The sequence below is a fragment of the Serratia proteamaculans genome (assembly GCF_946227095.1).
GTDB classification, from domain to species: domain Bacteria; phylum Pseudomonadota; class Gammaproteobacteria; order Enterobacterales; family Enterobacteriaceae; genus Serratia; species Serratia proteamaculans_E.
Genome location: NZ_CAMISV010000004.1, coordinates 164,912 through 178,658, shown reverse-complemented (window position 1 = coordinate 178,658; position 13,747 = coordinate 164,912). Strand labels below are relative to the sequence as shown.

Here is a 13,747-nt window from a genome sequence, read left to right as displayed (position 1 = left end):
CGTGGGCCAGTCCCACGGGTTTTTGCTCTCCCGCTTTTTCTTCCCCCACGCTGAGCTATCCTTAAAGCAGGCGCCTGAGTGAACTTTTCACGCAAATTCACGGTCTTATCCTTCACTATGGTATTGCTGCTGCATTATCATCACCCTTTCACCGGCAGGTATTGAGAGAGTTATAATCAATGAATAAAAAGTCGTTAATTCTTAGTGCATTGGCAATGAGTATTGGCCTCACACTGACCTCCGTACCGGCAGCCACCGCGGCGATGCCCGTCGCCGTTCAGGGACAACCGCTGCCAAGCCTGGCACCGATGCTGGAAAAAGTCCTGCCCGCCGTCGTCAGCGTGCATGTTGAAGGCACACAGGTGCAGCGCCAGCAGGTACCGGAGGAATTCAAACGCTTCTTCGGCCCCGATGCCCCAGGGCAACAACAAAGCTCACGCCCGTTTGAAGGGTTGGGCTCTGGCGTCATCATCGACGCCGCCAAAGGTTATGTGTTGACCAACAACCACGTGATCAACAACGCCGATAAAATCAGCGTGCAGTTGAACGACGGCCGCGAAGTGGACGCCAAGCTACTCGGTCGTGACGAGCAGTCCGATATCGCCCTGCTGCAGCTCAGCGACGTGAAAAATCTGACCGCGATTAAAATGGCCGATTCCGATCAACTGCGGGTCGGCGATTTTGCCGTGGCGGTCGGTAACCCGTTCGGCCTCGGTCAGACCGCGACTTCCGGCATTATTTCTGCGCTGGGCCGCAGCGGCCTGAACCTGGAAGGGCTGGAAAACTTCATTCAAACCGATGCTTCCATCAACCGCGGTAACTCCGGTGGCGCACTGGTTAACCTCAACGGTGAGCTGATCGGCATCAATACCGCCATTTTGGCGCCAAGCGGCGGCAACGTGGGCATTGGCTTTGCCATCCCGAGCAATATGGCGCAGAACCTCAGCCAACAGCTGATAGAATTTGGCGAAGTCAAACGCGGCCTGCTGGGCATTAAAGGCAGTGAAATGACCGCCGATATGGCCAAGGCGTTTAATACCGACACCCAACGCGGCGCCTTTGTCAGCGAAGTATTGCCTAAATCCGCCGCTGCCAAGGCGGGTATCAAGGCCGGTGACATTCTGGTTTCCGTCGACGGCAAAACCGTCAGCAGCTTCGCGGAGCTGCGTGCCAAAGTGGGTACCACCGCGCCGGGCAAAACCATCAAGGTCGGGTTGCTGCGCGACGGTAAGCCACAGGAAGTGTCTGTTACGTTGGATAACAGCGATGGTGCCTCCACCAATGCCGAAACGCTTTCTCCAGCCTTGCAGGGTGTTTCACTCAGCAACGGCGCCATTCCAAGTGGCGACAAGGGCGTGAAGATCGACAGAGTCGATAAAGGCTCTGTGGCCGCACAGATCGGCCTGCAGAAAGACGATGTGATCATTGGTATCAACCGCCAGCGTATTGAGAACATCACGGCGTTGCGCAAGGTACTTGAAGCCAAACCACCGGTGATGGCGCTGAACATCGTGCGCGGCGGTGAAACCATTTATCTGCTGTTGCGTTAATCGGTAATTTGTTTAAAAACCGGGCTCGGTGACATACTGCGCCCGGTATTCTCATGTTATCCTCCGTGTATCTTTCACCTCACGTACTAAAACTCCATGTTTGCTAAGCTCTTGCGTTCCATCGTTATTGGTCTAATCGTTGCCGGTCTGCTGCTGGCTGCGCTTCCCGTGCTACGTTCATCCAATACCCTGTTCGCAGAAAAACATGACAGTACCCGTGACGAAACACCGGTCAGTTACAACAAAGCGGTGCGCCGCGCCGCGCCTGCCGTCGTGAATATCTACAACCGCAATATGAATGGCACCACCAACGTTTTGTCGCTGGGTTCCGGTGTGATCATGAACGATCGCGGTTATATCCTTACCAATCGCCATGTGATCAAGGATGCGCAACAAATTACCGTAGTCGTCCAGGATGGCCGCCGCTATGAGGCCTTGTTGGTCGGCTCTGACAGCCTGACCGATCTGGCGGTGCTGAAAATAGATCCGGGCAACCTGCCGGTTATCCCAATAAATACCGCCCGTAGCGCTCACGTGGGTGACGTCGTGTTGGCCATCGGCAACCCCTATAATCTCGGCCAGACGGTTACTCAGGGGATCCTCAGCGCCACCGGTCGTATCAGTATGAGCACCACCGGTCGCCAGACCTTCCTGCAGACCGATGCCTCGATTAACCGCGGTAATTCGGGCGGCGCGCTGGTCAACTCGCTGGGTGAGTTAATCGGCATCAATACCCTGACCTACGATAAAGTCACCGATGGCGAGACGCCGGAAGGTTTGGGTTTCGCTATTCCCATCGAGCTGGCTACCAAGATCATGGATAAACTGATCCGTGACGGCCGCGTCATTCGGGGTTATTTCGGTATTCAGGGCAAAGAAATTATTCCTATGCGCTCGTCCAATTCCGGTATCGATCGCCTGCAGGGCATTATCGTGACCGAAATTACGCCGAACGGACCGGCAGGCAACGCCGGCTTCCATATCAACGACGTGATTATCAATGTCGACAACAAGCCGGCAGTATCGGTGCTGGAGACCATGGATCAGGTGGCGGAGATCCGCCCCGGTACAGAAATCCCGGTTGTCGTACTGCGCGAAGGTAAACGCACCACGTTGAAGATGACGGTGGGCGAATTCCCGGAAGACAACAATTAAAAAGGGCCCGGCAAAGCCGGACCCTTCAAGACTGCATTTGCGCCGGGGAAGCCCCCCGGCATCCTACAGATTATTCGCCTTTCACACGCTCGATATTCGCACCCAGCGCGCGCAGCTTGTCTTCAATACGCTCATAGCCACGGTCAATGTGATAGATACGATCGACCACGGTTACACCGTCAGCAATACAACCCGCAATCACCAGACTGGCTGAAGCGCGCAGATCGGTTGCCATAACCTGAGCGCCGGACAGTTGCTCAACGCCGTGACAAATCACAGTGTTGCTCTCGATCTCGGCGTGTGCGCCCATGCGGATCAGTTCAGGCACATGCATGAACCGGTTTTCAAAGATGGTCTCGGTGATCACACCGGTGCCTTCCGCGACCAGGTTCAGCAAGCTGAACTGGGCCTGCATATCGGTCGGGAACCCCGGATGCGGCGCAGTACGAATAGTCACCGCTTTCGGACGCTTGCCATGCATGTCCAGGCTGATCCAGTCTTCACCCACTTCAATATCCGCACCGGCTTCACGCAGCTTGGCCAGCACCGCATCCAGCGTATCTGGACGGGTATCACGGCACATCACTTTACCACCGGAAACTGCTGCAGCGATCAGGAAGGTACCGGTCTCGATACGGTCCGGCAGCACGCGATAAACACCGCCGCCCAGGCGCTCAACGCCTTCGATGGTAATGCGGTCACTGCCTGCACCGGTGATTTTCGCACCCAGCGTATTAAGGAAATTGGCGGTATCGACAATTTCCGGCTCGCGCGCAGCATTCTCAATCACGGTGGTACCGGTCGCCAGGGTTGCCGCACTCATGATGGTCACGGTAGCGCCAACGCTCACCTTGTCCATAACGATGTGTGCGCCCTTCAGGCGGCCGTCAACGGAAGCTTTAACGTAACCTTCTTCCAGTTTGATCTCAGCACCCAGTTGTTCCAGACCCGTGATGTGAAGATCAACCGGACGTGCACCGATCGCACAGCCACCTGGCAGGGAAACCTGGCCACGACCAAAGCGAGCAACCAGCGGCCCCAGCGCCCAGATAGAAGCACGCATGGTTTTCACCAGGTCATAGGGGGCACAGAACTCGTTCACGCCGCTGGCGTCAACGAACACCGAACCATTGCGTTCAATCTTGGTGCCTAACTGGTTGAGTAGCTTAATGGTGGTATCGATGTCCTTCAGCTTCGGGACATTCTGCAGCTCGACCGGCTCTTCCGCTAATAATGCGGCGAACAGGATCGGCAGGGCAGCATTTTTAGCCCCGGAAATAGCAACTTCACCGCTGAGGCGGGTCCGGCCCTGCACACGAAATTTATCCATTTGACTACTCTCTATTATCTAAACTGACGCTGCCCGCCCCGCTGGGCAAACAGCCTTAAAATCCGTTGAGTTTGCGGTCTCGCTGCCACTCTTCAGGGGTGTACGCCTTGATCGACAAGGCATGAATACGGTTGTCCGCAATGTATTCCATCAGCGGTGCATACACCGTCTGTTGTTTCTTGACGCGGCTCATGGCGGCAAACAGCTCACCGACCACGATCACCTGAAAATGGCTACCGTCGCCAGTAACATGTGCTTCATCCAGTGCCAATGCTCGCATCAGCACATCTTTAATCTCGTTATTTTCCATAGTATCCAGTTCTGCATCAAAAGGATCATAATCAGCCTGACATCTTAGTGGAATCAGACGTTTTCTTAAACTAAAGAAAAAGCCCCTGTGTAACAGGGGCTTTCTGAGGAGAAACCGTCTTTAGCCAGCCGAAAGTAGGGCTAACCAGCGGTATCGACAGGCATTATTGCTTGCAGGTTGTACAGCGTGATCAAGGTTTTCAGGCGATCGCTGACGCCAGAAATTTTTAATTCCACGCCGCGCTGACGCTGCTGTTCACGCAGATGTACCAGCAATGCCAGCCCGGAAGAGTCCACACGCTGCAGTTGCGTAACGTCGAGGACGGTTTTATCCGCCAGCAACGTTTCCCGCTGTTCCCACAGCGGCAACAGAGTTTCCCGATCCAGTTCACCGCGCAGGATCAGGGTCTGCTGCTGCGATTCAAAGCTGAGTGCCGTGGTCATCAGTTTTTCTGATCCAGCGTGATTGGACGCTGCGCCGCTGCCTGCAACTGTTTGGTCAGGCCATCAATCCCTTGGGTACGCAGGGTAGATGCCCACTCGTTTTGCTTGGTGGTGATCATGCTGACGCCTTCGGCGATCATGTCATACGCCTGCCAGTAGCCTGTTTTGCTATTTTTACGCCATTGGAAATCCAGACGCACCGGCGGACGACCGCCCTGATCAATGATAGTCACACGAATGGCCACGATATCGGCACTGCCCAGCGGCTGCTCAGGTTCAATCTGATAAGTCTGGCCGTGGTACATCGCCAGCGCCTGGCCGTAGGCCTGCTCCAGATAAGCCTGGAATGCGGTGAAGTAAGCTTCACGCTGTGCCGGCGTCGCGTCTTTGTAATAACGGCCCAACACCAGCGCACCGGCGTATTTGACCTGCACAAACGGCATCAACTCCTGGTGTACCACGGTACGCAGGTAGTTAGGGTCTTGCTTGATCTTTGGCTGCTCGGTTTTCAGACGGGTGAAGGTCTTTTGAGCCGCGTCTTGCATCAGGCTATAAGGATTGGTTTGATCGACCGCATTCGCCAGCGGCGCAACCACCAGCAGAGCAACCATAAGTAAACGTTTAAACATGCAGGCTTCCTCTCTTAATGAATCGGGGCAGCAGGTTGCGGCGCAGTCGCCGCGCCGCCCGCTTTGGCTGCGTCATCCTGACCGCCGCTCTTATACAGGAACTGGCCGATCAGATCTTCCAGTACCATGGCTGATTTGGTGTCCTGAATAGTGCCGCCGTCTTTCAAAATGGCGGTGCCCATATCCGGATCTTCAAAACCGACGTTCAATGCCAGATATTGCTCCCCCAGCAGGCCGGAGGTGCGGATCGCCAACGAGCTGGTGTCCGGGATCTGGTCGAATTTATCTTGGATGTCCAGGGCAACGCGCGGCGTATAGGTTTTAGGATCAAGCGAGATTTCGGCCACCCGGCCTATCATCACCCCACCGATCTTCACCGGTGAACGCGCTTTCAGACCGCCGATATTATCGAAGGTCGCGTAAATGCGGTAGGTCGGTTCGTTACCAATCGACTTAATGTTCGCCACTTGCAGGCACAGAAACACGATGGCGCACAGCGCAATCAGCATAAATGCCCCAACCCAGATTTCACTCTTCTTCGTTTGCATCGAATCAATTCCCAAACATCAGTGCTGTCAGCACGAAATCCAATCCCAACACCGCCAGTGACGAATGTACCACGGTACGCGTCGTTGCCCGGCTAATCCCTTCAGAGGTCGGCACCGCATCATAGCCGTTAAAGATGGCAATCCAGGTCACGGTGATGGCAAATACCACGCTCTTGATCAGGCAGTTGAGCAAGTCTTTTTTCCACTCTACCGCGCCCTGCATCGCCGACCAGAAGAAGCCGCTGTCGATGCCCTTCCAGTCCACGCCAACCACCGAGCCGCCCCAGATGCCCAGCGCGACAAAGATAAGTGTCAACAATGGCATACTGATCAAACCGGCCCAGAAACGCGGCGCAACAATACGCCGCAGCGGATCGACCGCCATCATTTCCAGGCTGGAGATTTGCTCGGTCGCCTTCATCAGACCTATTTCGGCCGTCAGCGCAGAACCGGCACGGCCGGCAAACAACAGTGCGGTGACCACCGGGCCCAGTTCACGTAGCAGCGATAACGCCACCATCATGCCCAGGCTGGCTTCGGCGCTGTAAGTGGTCAGCACCAGATAGCCCTGCAGCCCCAACACCATGCCGATAAACACCCCGGAAACCATGATGATCAACAGCGACTGGACGCCCACGCTGTGCATTTGCTTGAGCAACAGCGGCCACTGCTTGCGCGGCTCAGGCCGCCCGACCAGCGCGTTGAACAGCATCAATCCGGCACGCCCAAAGCTGGCGCTGGTGTCGATGCCACGGCGTCCTAACGACGCTAACGCCTGTAATAACATCAGCTTATTTACTCCCTAAACCTAACAGCTCGGCCTGATAATCGCCGGCCGGATAACGGAAAGGTACCGGCCCATCGGCAATACCATCCAGGAACTGGCGCACGCGCGCATCAGGATTGTTCTGTAATTCTTGCGCCGTGCCTTCGGCAATCACCCGATGATCGGCAACAATGTAAGCGTAGTCGGCGATGCTCAACACCTCCGGTACGTCGTGCGAAACTACGATGCAGGTGATGCCCAGCGCGTGATTGAGCTCATCGATCAGCTTCACCAGCACGCCCATCGTGATCGGATCCTGGCCGACGAAAGGCTCATCGAACATGATCATCTCTGGGTCGAGCGCTATCGCCCGCGCCAACGCCGCACGCCGCGCCATACCGCCTGACAATTCATTGGGCATCAGCTCAGCCGCACCACGCAGCCCAACCGCCTCCAACTTCATCATCACCGTGCTACGCAGGATCGGTTCCGGCAAACGGCTGTGTTCGCGCAGCGGATAAGCCACGTTTTCAAATACCGTCAGATCGGTAAACAGCGCGCCTGACTGGAACAGCATGCTCATTTTCTTGCGCGCTTCATACAGCTGATGGCGGGACAACGCGGGAATGTTATCGCCATCAAACCAGATTTCACCGCTGTCCGGCGCCAACTGGCCGCCGATCAAACGCAGCAGCGTCGTTTTACCAATACCGGACGGCCCCATGATCGCCGTCACCTTGCCACGGGGAACCGTCAGGTTGATGTCTTCGAATATCAGTCGATCGCCGCGCGAGAAAGTCATGTCGCGAACTTCGACCAGATTCTCTGCCTTCTGGTGCATGTTAATGGATCCTTTACGGCTCATTTTTGCCAAATCTACCCGCGATGTTAAAGCAACGGGCGCAATGCGTCTCATCTTTACAAAAACTTACCGGCATTTCGCTACCAATGGTGCCATAGGTTTTACTTTTACGCGCCACCCGGTCAAAATTGGCACCATAACGAAAAAAAACGAAAGTGTTCATATATTAGCCGGGAAATCCCGTTGCTGCGGCTTTAGCCTGCGCAACGGAGGGCAAAGCAAGATAGCCGAATTACGGCTTTTAACCAACGAACTGGGATAATACCCAACAAAGGACCCTGCATGTTTCTCGCGATAGCTTTATTAATCGTTGGTTTATTTTTACTGGTATATGGTGCAGACCGCTTAGTTTACGGTGCTGCGGTCATTTCTCGTTCACTTGGCGTGCCACCCCTGATTATCGGCATGACCATCGTCGGCATCGGCACTTCACTGCCGGAACTGTTCGTGTCGACCACCGCCGCGCTGAACGGGCAAATAGATATGGCAGTGGGGAACGTATTGGGTTCCAACATTACCAATATTTTATTGATCCTTGGCGTTGCCGCCCTGATCCACCCACTGGCTGCGCGTTCCGAAGTATTGCGCCGCGAACTGCCGCTGATGTTGGCGGTCACAGTATTGTGCGGTTTTGTACTGATGGATGGCACGCTAAGTCGGCTGGATGGCGTAGTGCTGTTGGCCGCCGCCGCCGTATTTATTTTGTTGATGTTGAAAATTGCCCGGCTGGCACAGCGCGAAGGCAACGACAGCCTGACCGTGGAACAAATGGCCGAGCTGCCGCAGGACAGCAGCAACACCGTGGCGGTGTTGTGGCTGGTGCTGGCCTTTATCATTCTGCCGCTGTCGTCCAAAATGGTGGTCGATAACGCCACGGTGATTGCGCACTATTTCGGCATGAGTGAGTTGGTGGTCGGTTTGACCATTATCGCTATCGGCACCAGCCTGCCGGAACTGGCCACCTCCATCGCCGGGGCACTAAAGGGGGAGGATGATATGGCGATTGGTAATATCATCGGCTCCAACATTTTCAACACGGTGATCGTGCTGGGCGTCCCCGCCCTGCTGTCCCCGGGCAGTGTCGATAGCGCCGCCTTCCACCGCGATTACTGGGTGATGCTGGCAGTCAGCATTGTGCTCAGCGCCCTGTGCATTGGGCGTAAACATCGTATCGGTCATCTGGCAGGCGCTCTGTTACTATGTGGTTTTATTGCGTATCTTGCGGTGCTGTTTTTTAACCCTTTCAATACTTTCGGCTAAACCGACGGGAATGAGCATGTCGAACATTCAGTTGCAACCAGGCTTTGATTTTCAGCAGGCAGGCAAAGAAGTGCTGCAGATAGAGCGCGACGGGCTGGCCCAGCTCGATCAATACATCAATGCAGACTTTACTCGCGCCTGTGAGTTGATCGCCGATTGCGCCGGCAAAGTGGTGGTGATGGGCATGGGTAAATCCGGTCATATCGGCTGCAAGATTGCCGCTACCTTCGCCAGCACCGGCACGCCTTCGTTCTTTGTTCATCCTGCGGAAGCCAGCCACGGCGACCTCGGCATGGTGACCGCACAGGATATCGTGCTCGCCATCTCCAATTCGGGTGAGTCCAACGAAATTCAGGCGCTGATCCCGGTATTGAAACGCCAGCAAATCCCGTTGATCTGCATGACCAACAATCCTGAAAGTTCGATGGGCAAAGCGGCGGATATTCATCTGTGCATTAAAGTGCCACAGGAAGCCTGCCCGCTTGGCCTGGCACCGACCACCAGCACCACCGCAACTCTGGTGATGGGGGACGCATTAGCCGTCGCCCTGCTGAAGGCCCGGGGTTTTACGCCGGAAGATTTTGCACTGTCACACCCGGGTGGCGCGCTGGGCCGCCGACTGCTGCTACGCGTGAGCGACATCATGCACAGCGGCGATGAAATTCCCCACGTCAGTGCCGATGCTTCGTTGCGTGACGCCCTGCTGGAAATCACCCGCAAAAATCTGGGCATGACGGTCATTTGTGACGATCTGATGAAGATCGCCGGTATCTTTACCGACGGTGACCTGCGGCGGATATTTGATATGGGCATCAATCTCAACGAAGCCAAGATTGTCGATGTCATGACGCTTGGCGGCGTACGAGTGCGCCCGAACCTGCTGGCGGTCGACGCGCTGAACCTGATGCAACAACGCCATATCACCGCAGTGCTGGTTGCCGATGGCGACCAATTGCTGGGTGTGGTACATATGCATGACATGCTGCGCGCCGGCGTCGTTTAATTATGGAAGAGAACTCAATGAGTTTGGTTGAAACCTGCTACGGGCCTGTAGAACAAGACGTCATGGCACGTGCCGGCAAAATCCGCCTGCTGATTTGTGATGTCGATGGCGTGCTGTCAGACGGCCTGATTTTCATGGGCAACAACGGCGAAGAGTTAAAAGCCTTCAACGTACGCGACGGTTACGGCATCCGCTGCCTGAAAACCTCGGATATTGAAGTGGCGATCATCACCGGCCGCTCTGCCAAGCTGCTGGAAGATCGGGCGAAGACCCTCGGCATTACCCATCTTTATCAGGGGCAATCCGATAAGCTTTTGGCCTTCCGCGAACTGTTGGATACACTGTCGCTAACGGCAGATCAGGTAGCCTATATTGGCGATGACCTGATTGACTGGCCGGTGATGGCGCAGGTTGGCCTGTCGGTCGCGGTGGCCGATGCACATCCGCTGCTGCTGCCACGCGCCCACTATATTACCCGCATTGCCGGCGGCCGCGGTGCGGTGCGCGAGCTGTGTGACATTATTCTTTTGGCTCAGAACAAGCTGGAGGACGCCAAAGGGCTGTCGATATGAGTAAAACCAAACTTTGGATCACCATCCTGCTGGCGGTGATCGCATTGGCGCTGATTGGCTGGAACATGACTGATGTCAATGACGATGCCGCGCCGGGACCGGCTAACAGCCAGGATCCGACTTATCAGAGCCAGCATACGGTCACCATAGTGTACAATCCGACCGGCAAGCTGAGCTACAAGCTGGTGGCAGAAGACGTTAAGTATTATACCGCCGATGAATTAAGCTGGTTTACCCAGCCGGTGATGACGCTGTTTGATGAAAACGCGGTGGCTACCTGGTCAGTTCGCGCCGATCGCGCCAAACTGACTAAAGACCGGATGCTGTATCTTTACGGCCACGTCGAGGTGAACAGCCTGACCACCACCTCACAGCTGGAAAAAATTAAAACAGACAATGCTCAGGTGAACCTGGTGACCCAGGATGTGGCTTCGGATGACGAAGTGACGCTCTACGGGACGAACTTCACCTCTAACGGCATGAAAATGCGTGGGAACCTGCGGGCCAAAACCGCTGAGCTGATTGATAAGGTTAAGACCAACTATGAAATTCAGAACCAACAAACAAAGCCGTAATCTATTGATCGGCAGCTTGATTTTGGCCGCCAGCGCTCCAGCCTGGGCACTGAAGTCCGACTCCAACCAACCGGTGAGCATTGACTCGCTGAAACAGTCTCTGGATATGCAGAGCAACGTCAGCACCTTTACCGATAACGTGGTGATCAAGCAGGGCACTATCGATATCAAAGCGGATAAGGTGGTGGTGACCCGGCCGGGCGGCGATCAGAACAAGACTTATATCGAAGCCTTTGGTAATCCGGTCACCTTCTACCAGATGCAAGACAGCGGCAAGCCGGTAAAAGGCCATGCGCAGAAGGTCCGTTACGATGTGGCGTCGCAGTTGGTGACCCTGACCGGGAACGCCTATCTGGAACAGCTCGACAGCAACGTAAAAGGCGATCGCATCACCTACCTGGTGCAACAGCAGCAAATGCAGGCGTTCAGCGATAAAGGCAAACGCGTGACTACGGTTCTGGTACCGTCGCAGTTGCAAGACAAAAACGGGCAAAAGAAGAGTAACTAATCACCTATGGCTACACTCATCGCAGAAAACCTGGCGAAAGCCTACAAAGGCCGCAAAGTTGTTGAAGACGTCAGCCTGAAAGTGAAATCCGGCGAGATCGTCGGCCTGCTGGGGCCAAACGGCGCCGGCAAGACCACCACTTTCTACATGGTGGTCGGTATCGTTCAGCGTGATGCCGGACGTATCGTGATTGACGAAGAAGACATCAGCCTGCTGCCGCTGCACGCCCGCGCGCGTCGTGGCATCGGCTATTTGCCGCAGGAGGCGTCGATCTTCCGCCGCCTCAGCGTGTATGACAACCTGATGGCCGTGTTGGAGATCCGTGACGATCTCAGCAGCGAGCAGCGTGCAGACCGTGCGGTAGAGCTGATGGAAGAATTCCATATCACCCACCTGCGCGACAACCTGGGCCAGGCGCTATCCGGTGGTGAACGCCGCCGCGTCGAGATCGCCCGTGCCCTGGCGGCTAACCCGAAATTCATCCTGTTGGATGAACCCTTCGCCGGGGTTGACCCGATTTCCGTTATCGACATTAAAAAAATTATCGAGCACTTGCGTGACAGCGGCCTGGGCGTGCTGATCACCGACCATAACGTGCGCGAAACGCTGGACGTGTGTGAACGCGCCTATATCGTCAGCCAGGGCAAACTGATTGCTCACGGCACGCCGGATGCTATTCTGGCCGATGAGCAGGTGAAACGCGTTTATCTGGGCGAAGAATTCCGCCTCTGAGTGCCAGCGCGTCCTGATGGACGACTGTTAACGGAAGTAGACTGAAGATTATGAAGCAAGGTTTGCAACTCAGGTTTAGCCAACAACTGGCCATGACCCCCCAGCTCCAGCAGGCAATCCGCCTGCTGCAGTTGTCCACGCTTGAGCTCCAGCAGGAGATACAGCTGGCGTTAGAGAGCAACCCATTGCTTGAACAGACCGATCTGCACGAAGAAGTCGACGCCAAAGAGACCGTCGAAACCGAAGGTTTGGATACCCGCGAGGCGCTGGAACAGAAGGACATGCCCGAAGAACTGCCGCTGGACGCCACCTGGGATGAAATCTACACCGCCGGTACGCCGTCCGGTACCCGTACCGATTACAGTGACGATGAACTGCCGGTGTATCAGGGCGAAACCACCCAGACCCTGCAGGACTACCTGATGTGGCAGGTGGATCTGACGCCGTTCTCCGATACCGATGCCGCTATCGCCACCTCGATCGTCGACGCCGTAGATGACACCGGCTATCTCACCGTGCCACTGGAAGACATTCTGGAGAGCATCGGTGACGAGAATGTGACAATGGACGAAGTCGAAGCGGTATTGAAGCGCGTACAGCGTTTTGATCCGGTTGGCGTCGCCGCGCGCGATCTGCGCGATTGTCTGCTGGTTCAGCTTTCCCAGTATGCCAAAGACACGCCATACCTGGCGGAAGCGCGGCTGATCATCAGCGAACATCTGGACTTGCTGGCTAACCACGACTTTCGCAGCCTGATGCGAACAACCCGCTCAAAAGAAGATACACTGAAAGAAGCGATGCAACTGATTCAGTCTCTTGATCCGCGTCCGGGCCAGTCGATCAACACCGGCGAATCCGAGTACGTGATCCCGGACGTGTTGGTGCGTAAGGTGCAAGATGTTTGGACGGTTGAGCTCAACAGCGACAGCATTCCACGCTTGAAGATCAACCAGCAGTACGCCGCAATGGGTAACAGCGCGCGTAACGACAGCGACGGCCAGTACATCCGCAGCAATCTGCAGGAAGCTAAATGGCTGATCAAAAGCCTGGAAAGCCGAAACGATACCCTGCTGAAAGTCTCACGCTGCATCGTCGAGCAGCAACAGGCGTTCTTTGAACAGGGTGCTGAATTTATGAAGCCCATGGTGTTGGCGGATATCGCCCAGGCCGTGGAGATGCATGAATCGACAATCTCACGCGTGACTACGCAGAAGTTTTTGCACAGTCCGCGTGGCATTTTCGAATTGAAATATTTCTTCTCCAGCCATGTGAATACCGACAGCGGAGGCGAAGCTTCCTCGACGGCGATCAGGGCAGTGGTGAAGAAAATGATCGCGGCGGAAAACCCCGCCAAACCGCTCAGCGACAGCAAGCTGGCCACCCTGCTCTCCGACCAGGGGATCATCGTGGCGCGGCGTACCGTCGCCAAGTACCGAGAGTCTTTGTCCATCCCGCCGTCCAACCAGCGTAAACAGTTGGTTTGACCTCTATTGAGAAGGAAGAC

At 55.5% G+C, this 13,747-nt stretch carries 17 protein-coding genes; 10 read left to right on the top strand and 7 right to left on the bottom strand.

Translation table 11 applies throughout. From position 1 onward, the window contains the following. The first annotated feature begins 179 nt into the window (after positions 1 to 179). Both degQ and degS read left to right on the top strand, forming a co-directional pair. The gene (degQ, locus tag OC597_RS09935) at positions 180 to 1,550 is read left to right on the top strand and encodes a serine endoprotease DegQ (protein ID WP_261425062.1); all 1,371 of its coding nucleotides are present in this window, start codon (positions 180 to 182) and stop codon (positions 1,548 to 1,550) included. Positions 1,551 to 1,646: 96 nt separating this feature from the next. Next, positions 1,647 to 2,705: an outer membrane-stress sensor serine endopeptidase DegS gene (degS, locus tag OC597_RS09930; protein ID WP_261257789.1), complete on the top strand. Its 1,059-nt coding sequence runs from the start codon at positions 1,647 to 1,649 to the stop codon at positions 2,703 to 2,705. Positions 2,706 to 2,775: 70 nt separating this feature from the next. On the opposite strand, the gene murA is transcribed toward degS, so the two are convergent. The 7 genes from murA to mlaF form a co-directional block, all read right to left on the bottom strand. Next, positions 2,776 to 4,035, bottom strand: a complete 1,260-nt coding sequence (gene murA / locus OC597_RS09925; RefSeq protein WP_012147050.1) for a UDP-N-acetylglucosamine 1-carboxyvinyltransferase — start codon at positions 4,033 to 4,035, stop codon at positions 2,776 to 2,778. A 55-nt stretch (positions 4,036 to 4,090) separates the two neighbouring features. After that, a complete protein-coding gene (gene ibaG, locus OC597_RS09920) occupies positions 4,091 to 4,345 on the bottom strand; it encodes a BolA family iron metabolism protein IbaG (protein ID WP_012147051.1) in 255 nt (84 codons plus the stop codon). Between the two features lie 140 nt (positions 4,346 to 4,485). Continuing rightward, the gene (gene mlaB / locus OC597_RS09915; protein ID WP_099062106.1) at positions 4,486 to 4,788 is read right to left on the bottom strand and encodes a lipid asymmetry maintenance protein MlaB; all 303 of its coding nucleotides are present in this window, start codon (positions 4,786 to 4,788) and stop codon (positions 4,486 to 4,488) included. Further along, positions 4,788 to 5,417: a phospholipid-binding protein MlaC gene (gene mlaC, locus OC597_RS09910; RefSeq protein ID WP_261285363.1), complete on the bottom strand. Its 630-nt coding sequence runs from the start codon at positions 5,415 to 5,417 to the stop codon at positions 4,788 to 4,790. Before mlaC ends, mlaB begins: the two co-directional genes overlap by 1 nt. Positions 5,418 to 5,431: 14 nt before the next feature. Next, positions 5,432 to 5,965, bottom strand: a complete 534-nt coding sequence (gene mlaD / locus OC597_RS09905; protein ID WP_261257794.1) for an outer membrane lipid asymmetry maintenance protein MlaD — start codon at positions 5,963 to 5,965, stop codon at positions 5,432 to 5,434. Positions 5,966 to 5,969: 4 nt separating this feature from the next. Further along, positions 5,970 to 6,752, bottom strand: a complete 783-nt coding sequence (gene mlaE / locus OC597_RS09900) for a lipid asymmetry maintenance ABC transporter permease subunit MlaE (protein WP_085119661.1) — start codon at positions 6,750 to 6,752, stop codon at positions 5,970 to 5,972. A gap of 4 nt (positions 6,753 to 6,756) precedes the next feature. Continuing rightward, on the bottom strand, positions 6,757 to 7,572 hold the full coding sequence (mlaF, locus tag OC597_RS09895) for a phospholipid ABC transporter ATP-binding protein MlaF (protein WP_099062102.1): 816 nt from the start codon (positions 7,570 to 7,572) through the stop codon (positions 6,757 to 6,759). A gap of 4 nt (positions 7,573 to 7,576) precedes the next feature. On the opposite strand from mlaF, the gene OC597_RS09890 reads away from it, so the two are divergent. From OC597_RS09890 to rpoN, 8 genes are read left to right on the top strand one after another with little or no spacing between them, the layout of a single operon-like run. Continuing rightward, positions 7,577 to 7,855 carry a hypothetical protein gene (locus tag OC597_RS09890; protein ID WP_262208545.1) on the top strand — a complete coding sequence of 93 codons (279 nt, stop codon included), beginning with the start codon at positions 7,577 to 7,579 and terminating at the stop codon, positions 7,853 to 7,855. A gap of 20 nt (positions 7,856 to 7,875) precedes the next feature. Further along, complete coding sequence (locus OC597_RS09885) at positions 7,876 to 8,853, top strand: calcium/sodium antiporter (protein ID WP_261257797.1); 978 nt, start codon at positions 7,876 to 7,878, stop codon at positions 8,851 to 8,853. A 16-nt stretch (positions 8,854 to 8,869) separates the two neighbouring features. Continuing rightward, positions 8,870 to 9,856 carry an arabinose-5-phosphate isomerase KdsD gene (gene kdsD / locus OC597_RS09880; RefSeq protein ID WP_261257799.1) on the top strand — a complete coding sequence of 329 codons (987 nt, stop codon included), beginning with the start codon at positions 8,870 to 8,872 and terminating at the stop codon, positions 9,854 to 9,856. 17 nt (positions 9,857 to 9,873) lie between these two features. Further along, positions 9,874 to 10,428: a 3-deoxy-manno-octulosonate-8-phosphatase KdsC gene (gene kdsC / locus OC597_RS09875; RefSeq protein ID WP_085119665.1), complete on the top strand. Its 555-nt coding sequence runs from the start codon at positions 9,874 to 9,876 to the stop codon at positions 10,426 to 10,428. Further along, the gene (gene lptC / locus OC597_RS09870) at positions 10,425 to 11,003 is read left to right on the top strand and encodes an LPS export ABC transporter periplasmic protein LptC (RefSeq protein ID WP_085119666.1); all 579 of its coding nucleotides are present in this window, start codon (positions 10,425 to 10,427) and stop codon (positions 11,001 to 11,003) included. Before kdsC ends, lptC begins: the two co-directional genes overlap by 4 nt. Next, a complete protein-coding gene (gene lptA, locus OC597_RS09865) occupies positions 10,972 to 11,511 on the top strand; it encodes a lipopolysaccharide ABC transporter substrate-binding protein LptA (RefSeq protein WP_085119667.1) in 540 nt (179 codons plus the stop codon). Before lptC ends, lptA begins: the two co-directional genes overlap by 32 nt. 6 nt (positions 11,512 to 11,517) lie before the next feature. Further along, positions 11,518 to 12,243: an LPS export ABC transporter ATP-binding protein gene (gene lptB / locus OC597_RS09860; RefSeq protein ID WP_085119668.1), complete on the top strand. Its 726-nt coding sequence runs from the start codon at positions 11,518 to 11,520 to the stop codon at positions 12,241 to 12,243. A gap of 50 nt (positions 12,244 to 12,293) precedes the next feature. Continuing rightward, complete coding sequence (gene rpoN / locus OC597_RS09855) at positions 12,294 to 13,727, top strand: RNA polymerase factor sigma-54 (RefSeq protein ID WP_099062099.1); 1,434 nt, start codon at positions 12,294 to 12,296, stop codon at positions 13,725 to 13,727. The last annotated feature ends 20 nt before the right edge of the window (positions 13,728 to 13,747 follow it).

Excerpts from the sequence above, each read along its gene's own strand:
- mlaB (WP_099062106.1), bottom strand. The coding sequence starts at position 4,788 with ATGACCACGGCACTCAGCTTTGAATCGCAGCAGCAGACCCTGATCCTG.
- mlaD (WP_261257794.1), bottom strand. The coding sequence starts at position 5,965 with ATGCAAACGAAGAAGAGTGAAATCTGGGTTGGGGCATTTATGCTGATT.
- lptC (WP_085119666.1), top strand. The coding sequence starts at position 10,425 with ATGAGTAAAACCAAACTTTGGATCACCATCCTGCTGGCGGTGATCGCA.
- mlaE (WP_085119661.1), bottom strand. The coding sequence starts at position 6,752 with ATGTTATTACAGGCGTTAGCGTCGTTAGGACGCCGTGGCATCGACACC.
- ibaG (WP_012147051.1), bottom strand. The coding sequence starts at position 4,345 with ATGGAAAATAACGAGATTAAAGATGTGCTGATGCGAGCATTGGCACTG.
- mlaC (WP_261285363.1), bottom strand. The coding sequence starts at position 5,417 with ATGTTTAAACGTTTACTTATGGTTGCTCTGCTGGTGGTTGCGCCGCTG.
- lptA (WP_085119667.1), top strand. The coding sequence starts at position 10,972 with ATGAAATTCAGAACCAACAAACAAAGCCGTAATCTATTGATCGGCAGC.
- rpoN (WP_099062099.1), top strand. The coding sequence starts at position 12,294 with ATGAAGCAAGGTTTGCAACTCAGGTTTAGCCAACAACTGGCCATGACC.
- kdsC (WP_085119665.1), top strand. The coding sequence starts at position 9,874 with ATGAGTTTGGTTGAAACCTGCTACGGGCCTGTAGAACAAGACGTCATG.
- kdsD (WP_261257799.1), top strand. The coding sequence starts at position 8,870 with ATGTCGAACATTCAGTTGCAACCAGGCTTTGATTTTCAGCAGGCAGGC.
- degS (WP_261257789.1), top strand. The coding sequence starts at position 1,647 with ATGTTTGCTAAGCTCTTGCGTTCCATCGTTATTGGTCTAATCGTTGCC.
- murA (WP_012147050.1), bottom strand. The coding sequence starts at position 4,035 with ATGGATAAATTTCGTGTGCAGGGCCGGACCCGCCTCAGCGGTGAAGTT.
- degQ (WP_261425062.1), top strand. The coding sequence starts at position 180 with ATGAATAAAAAGTCGTTAATTCTTAGTGCATTGGCAATGAGTATTGGC.
- lptB (WP_085119668.1), top strand. The coding sequence starts at position 11,518 with ATGGCTACACTCATCGCAGAAAACCTGGCGAAAGCCTACAAAGGCCGC.
- OC597_RS09890 (WP_262208545.1), top strand. The coding sequence starts at position 7,577 with ATGGATCCTTTACGGCTCATTTTTGCCAAATCTACCCGCGATGTTAAA.
- mlaF (WP_099062102.1), bottom strand. The coding sequence starts at position 7,572 with ATGCACCAGAAGGCAGAGAATCTGGTCGAAGTTCGCGACATGACTTTC.
- OC597_RS09885 (WP_261257797.1), top strand. The coding sequence starts at position 7,876 with ATGTTTCTCGCGATAGCTTTATTAATCGTTGGTTTATTTTTACTGGTA.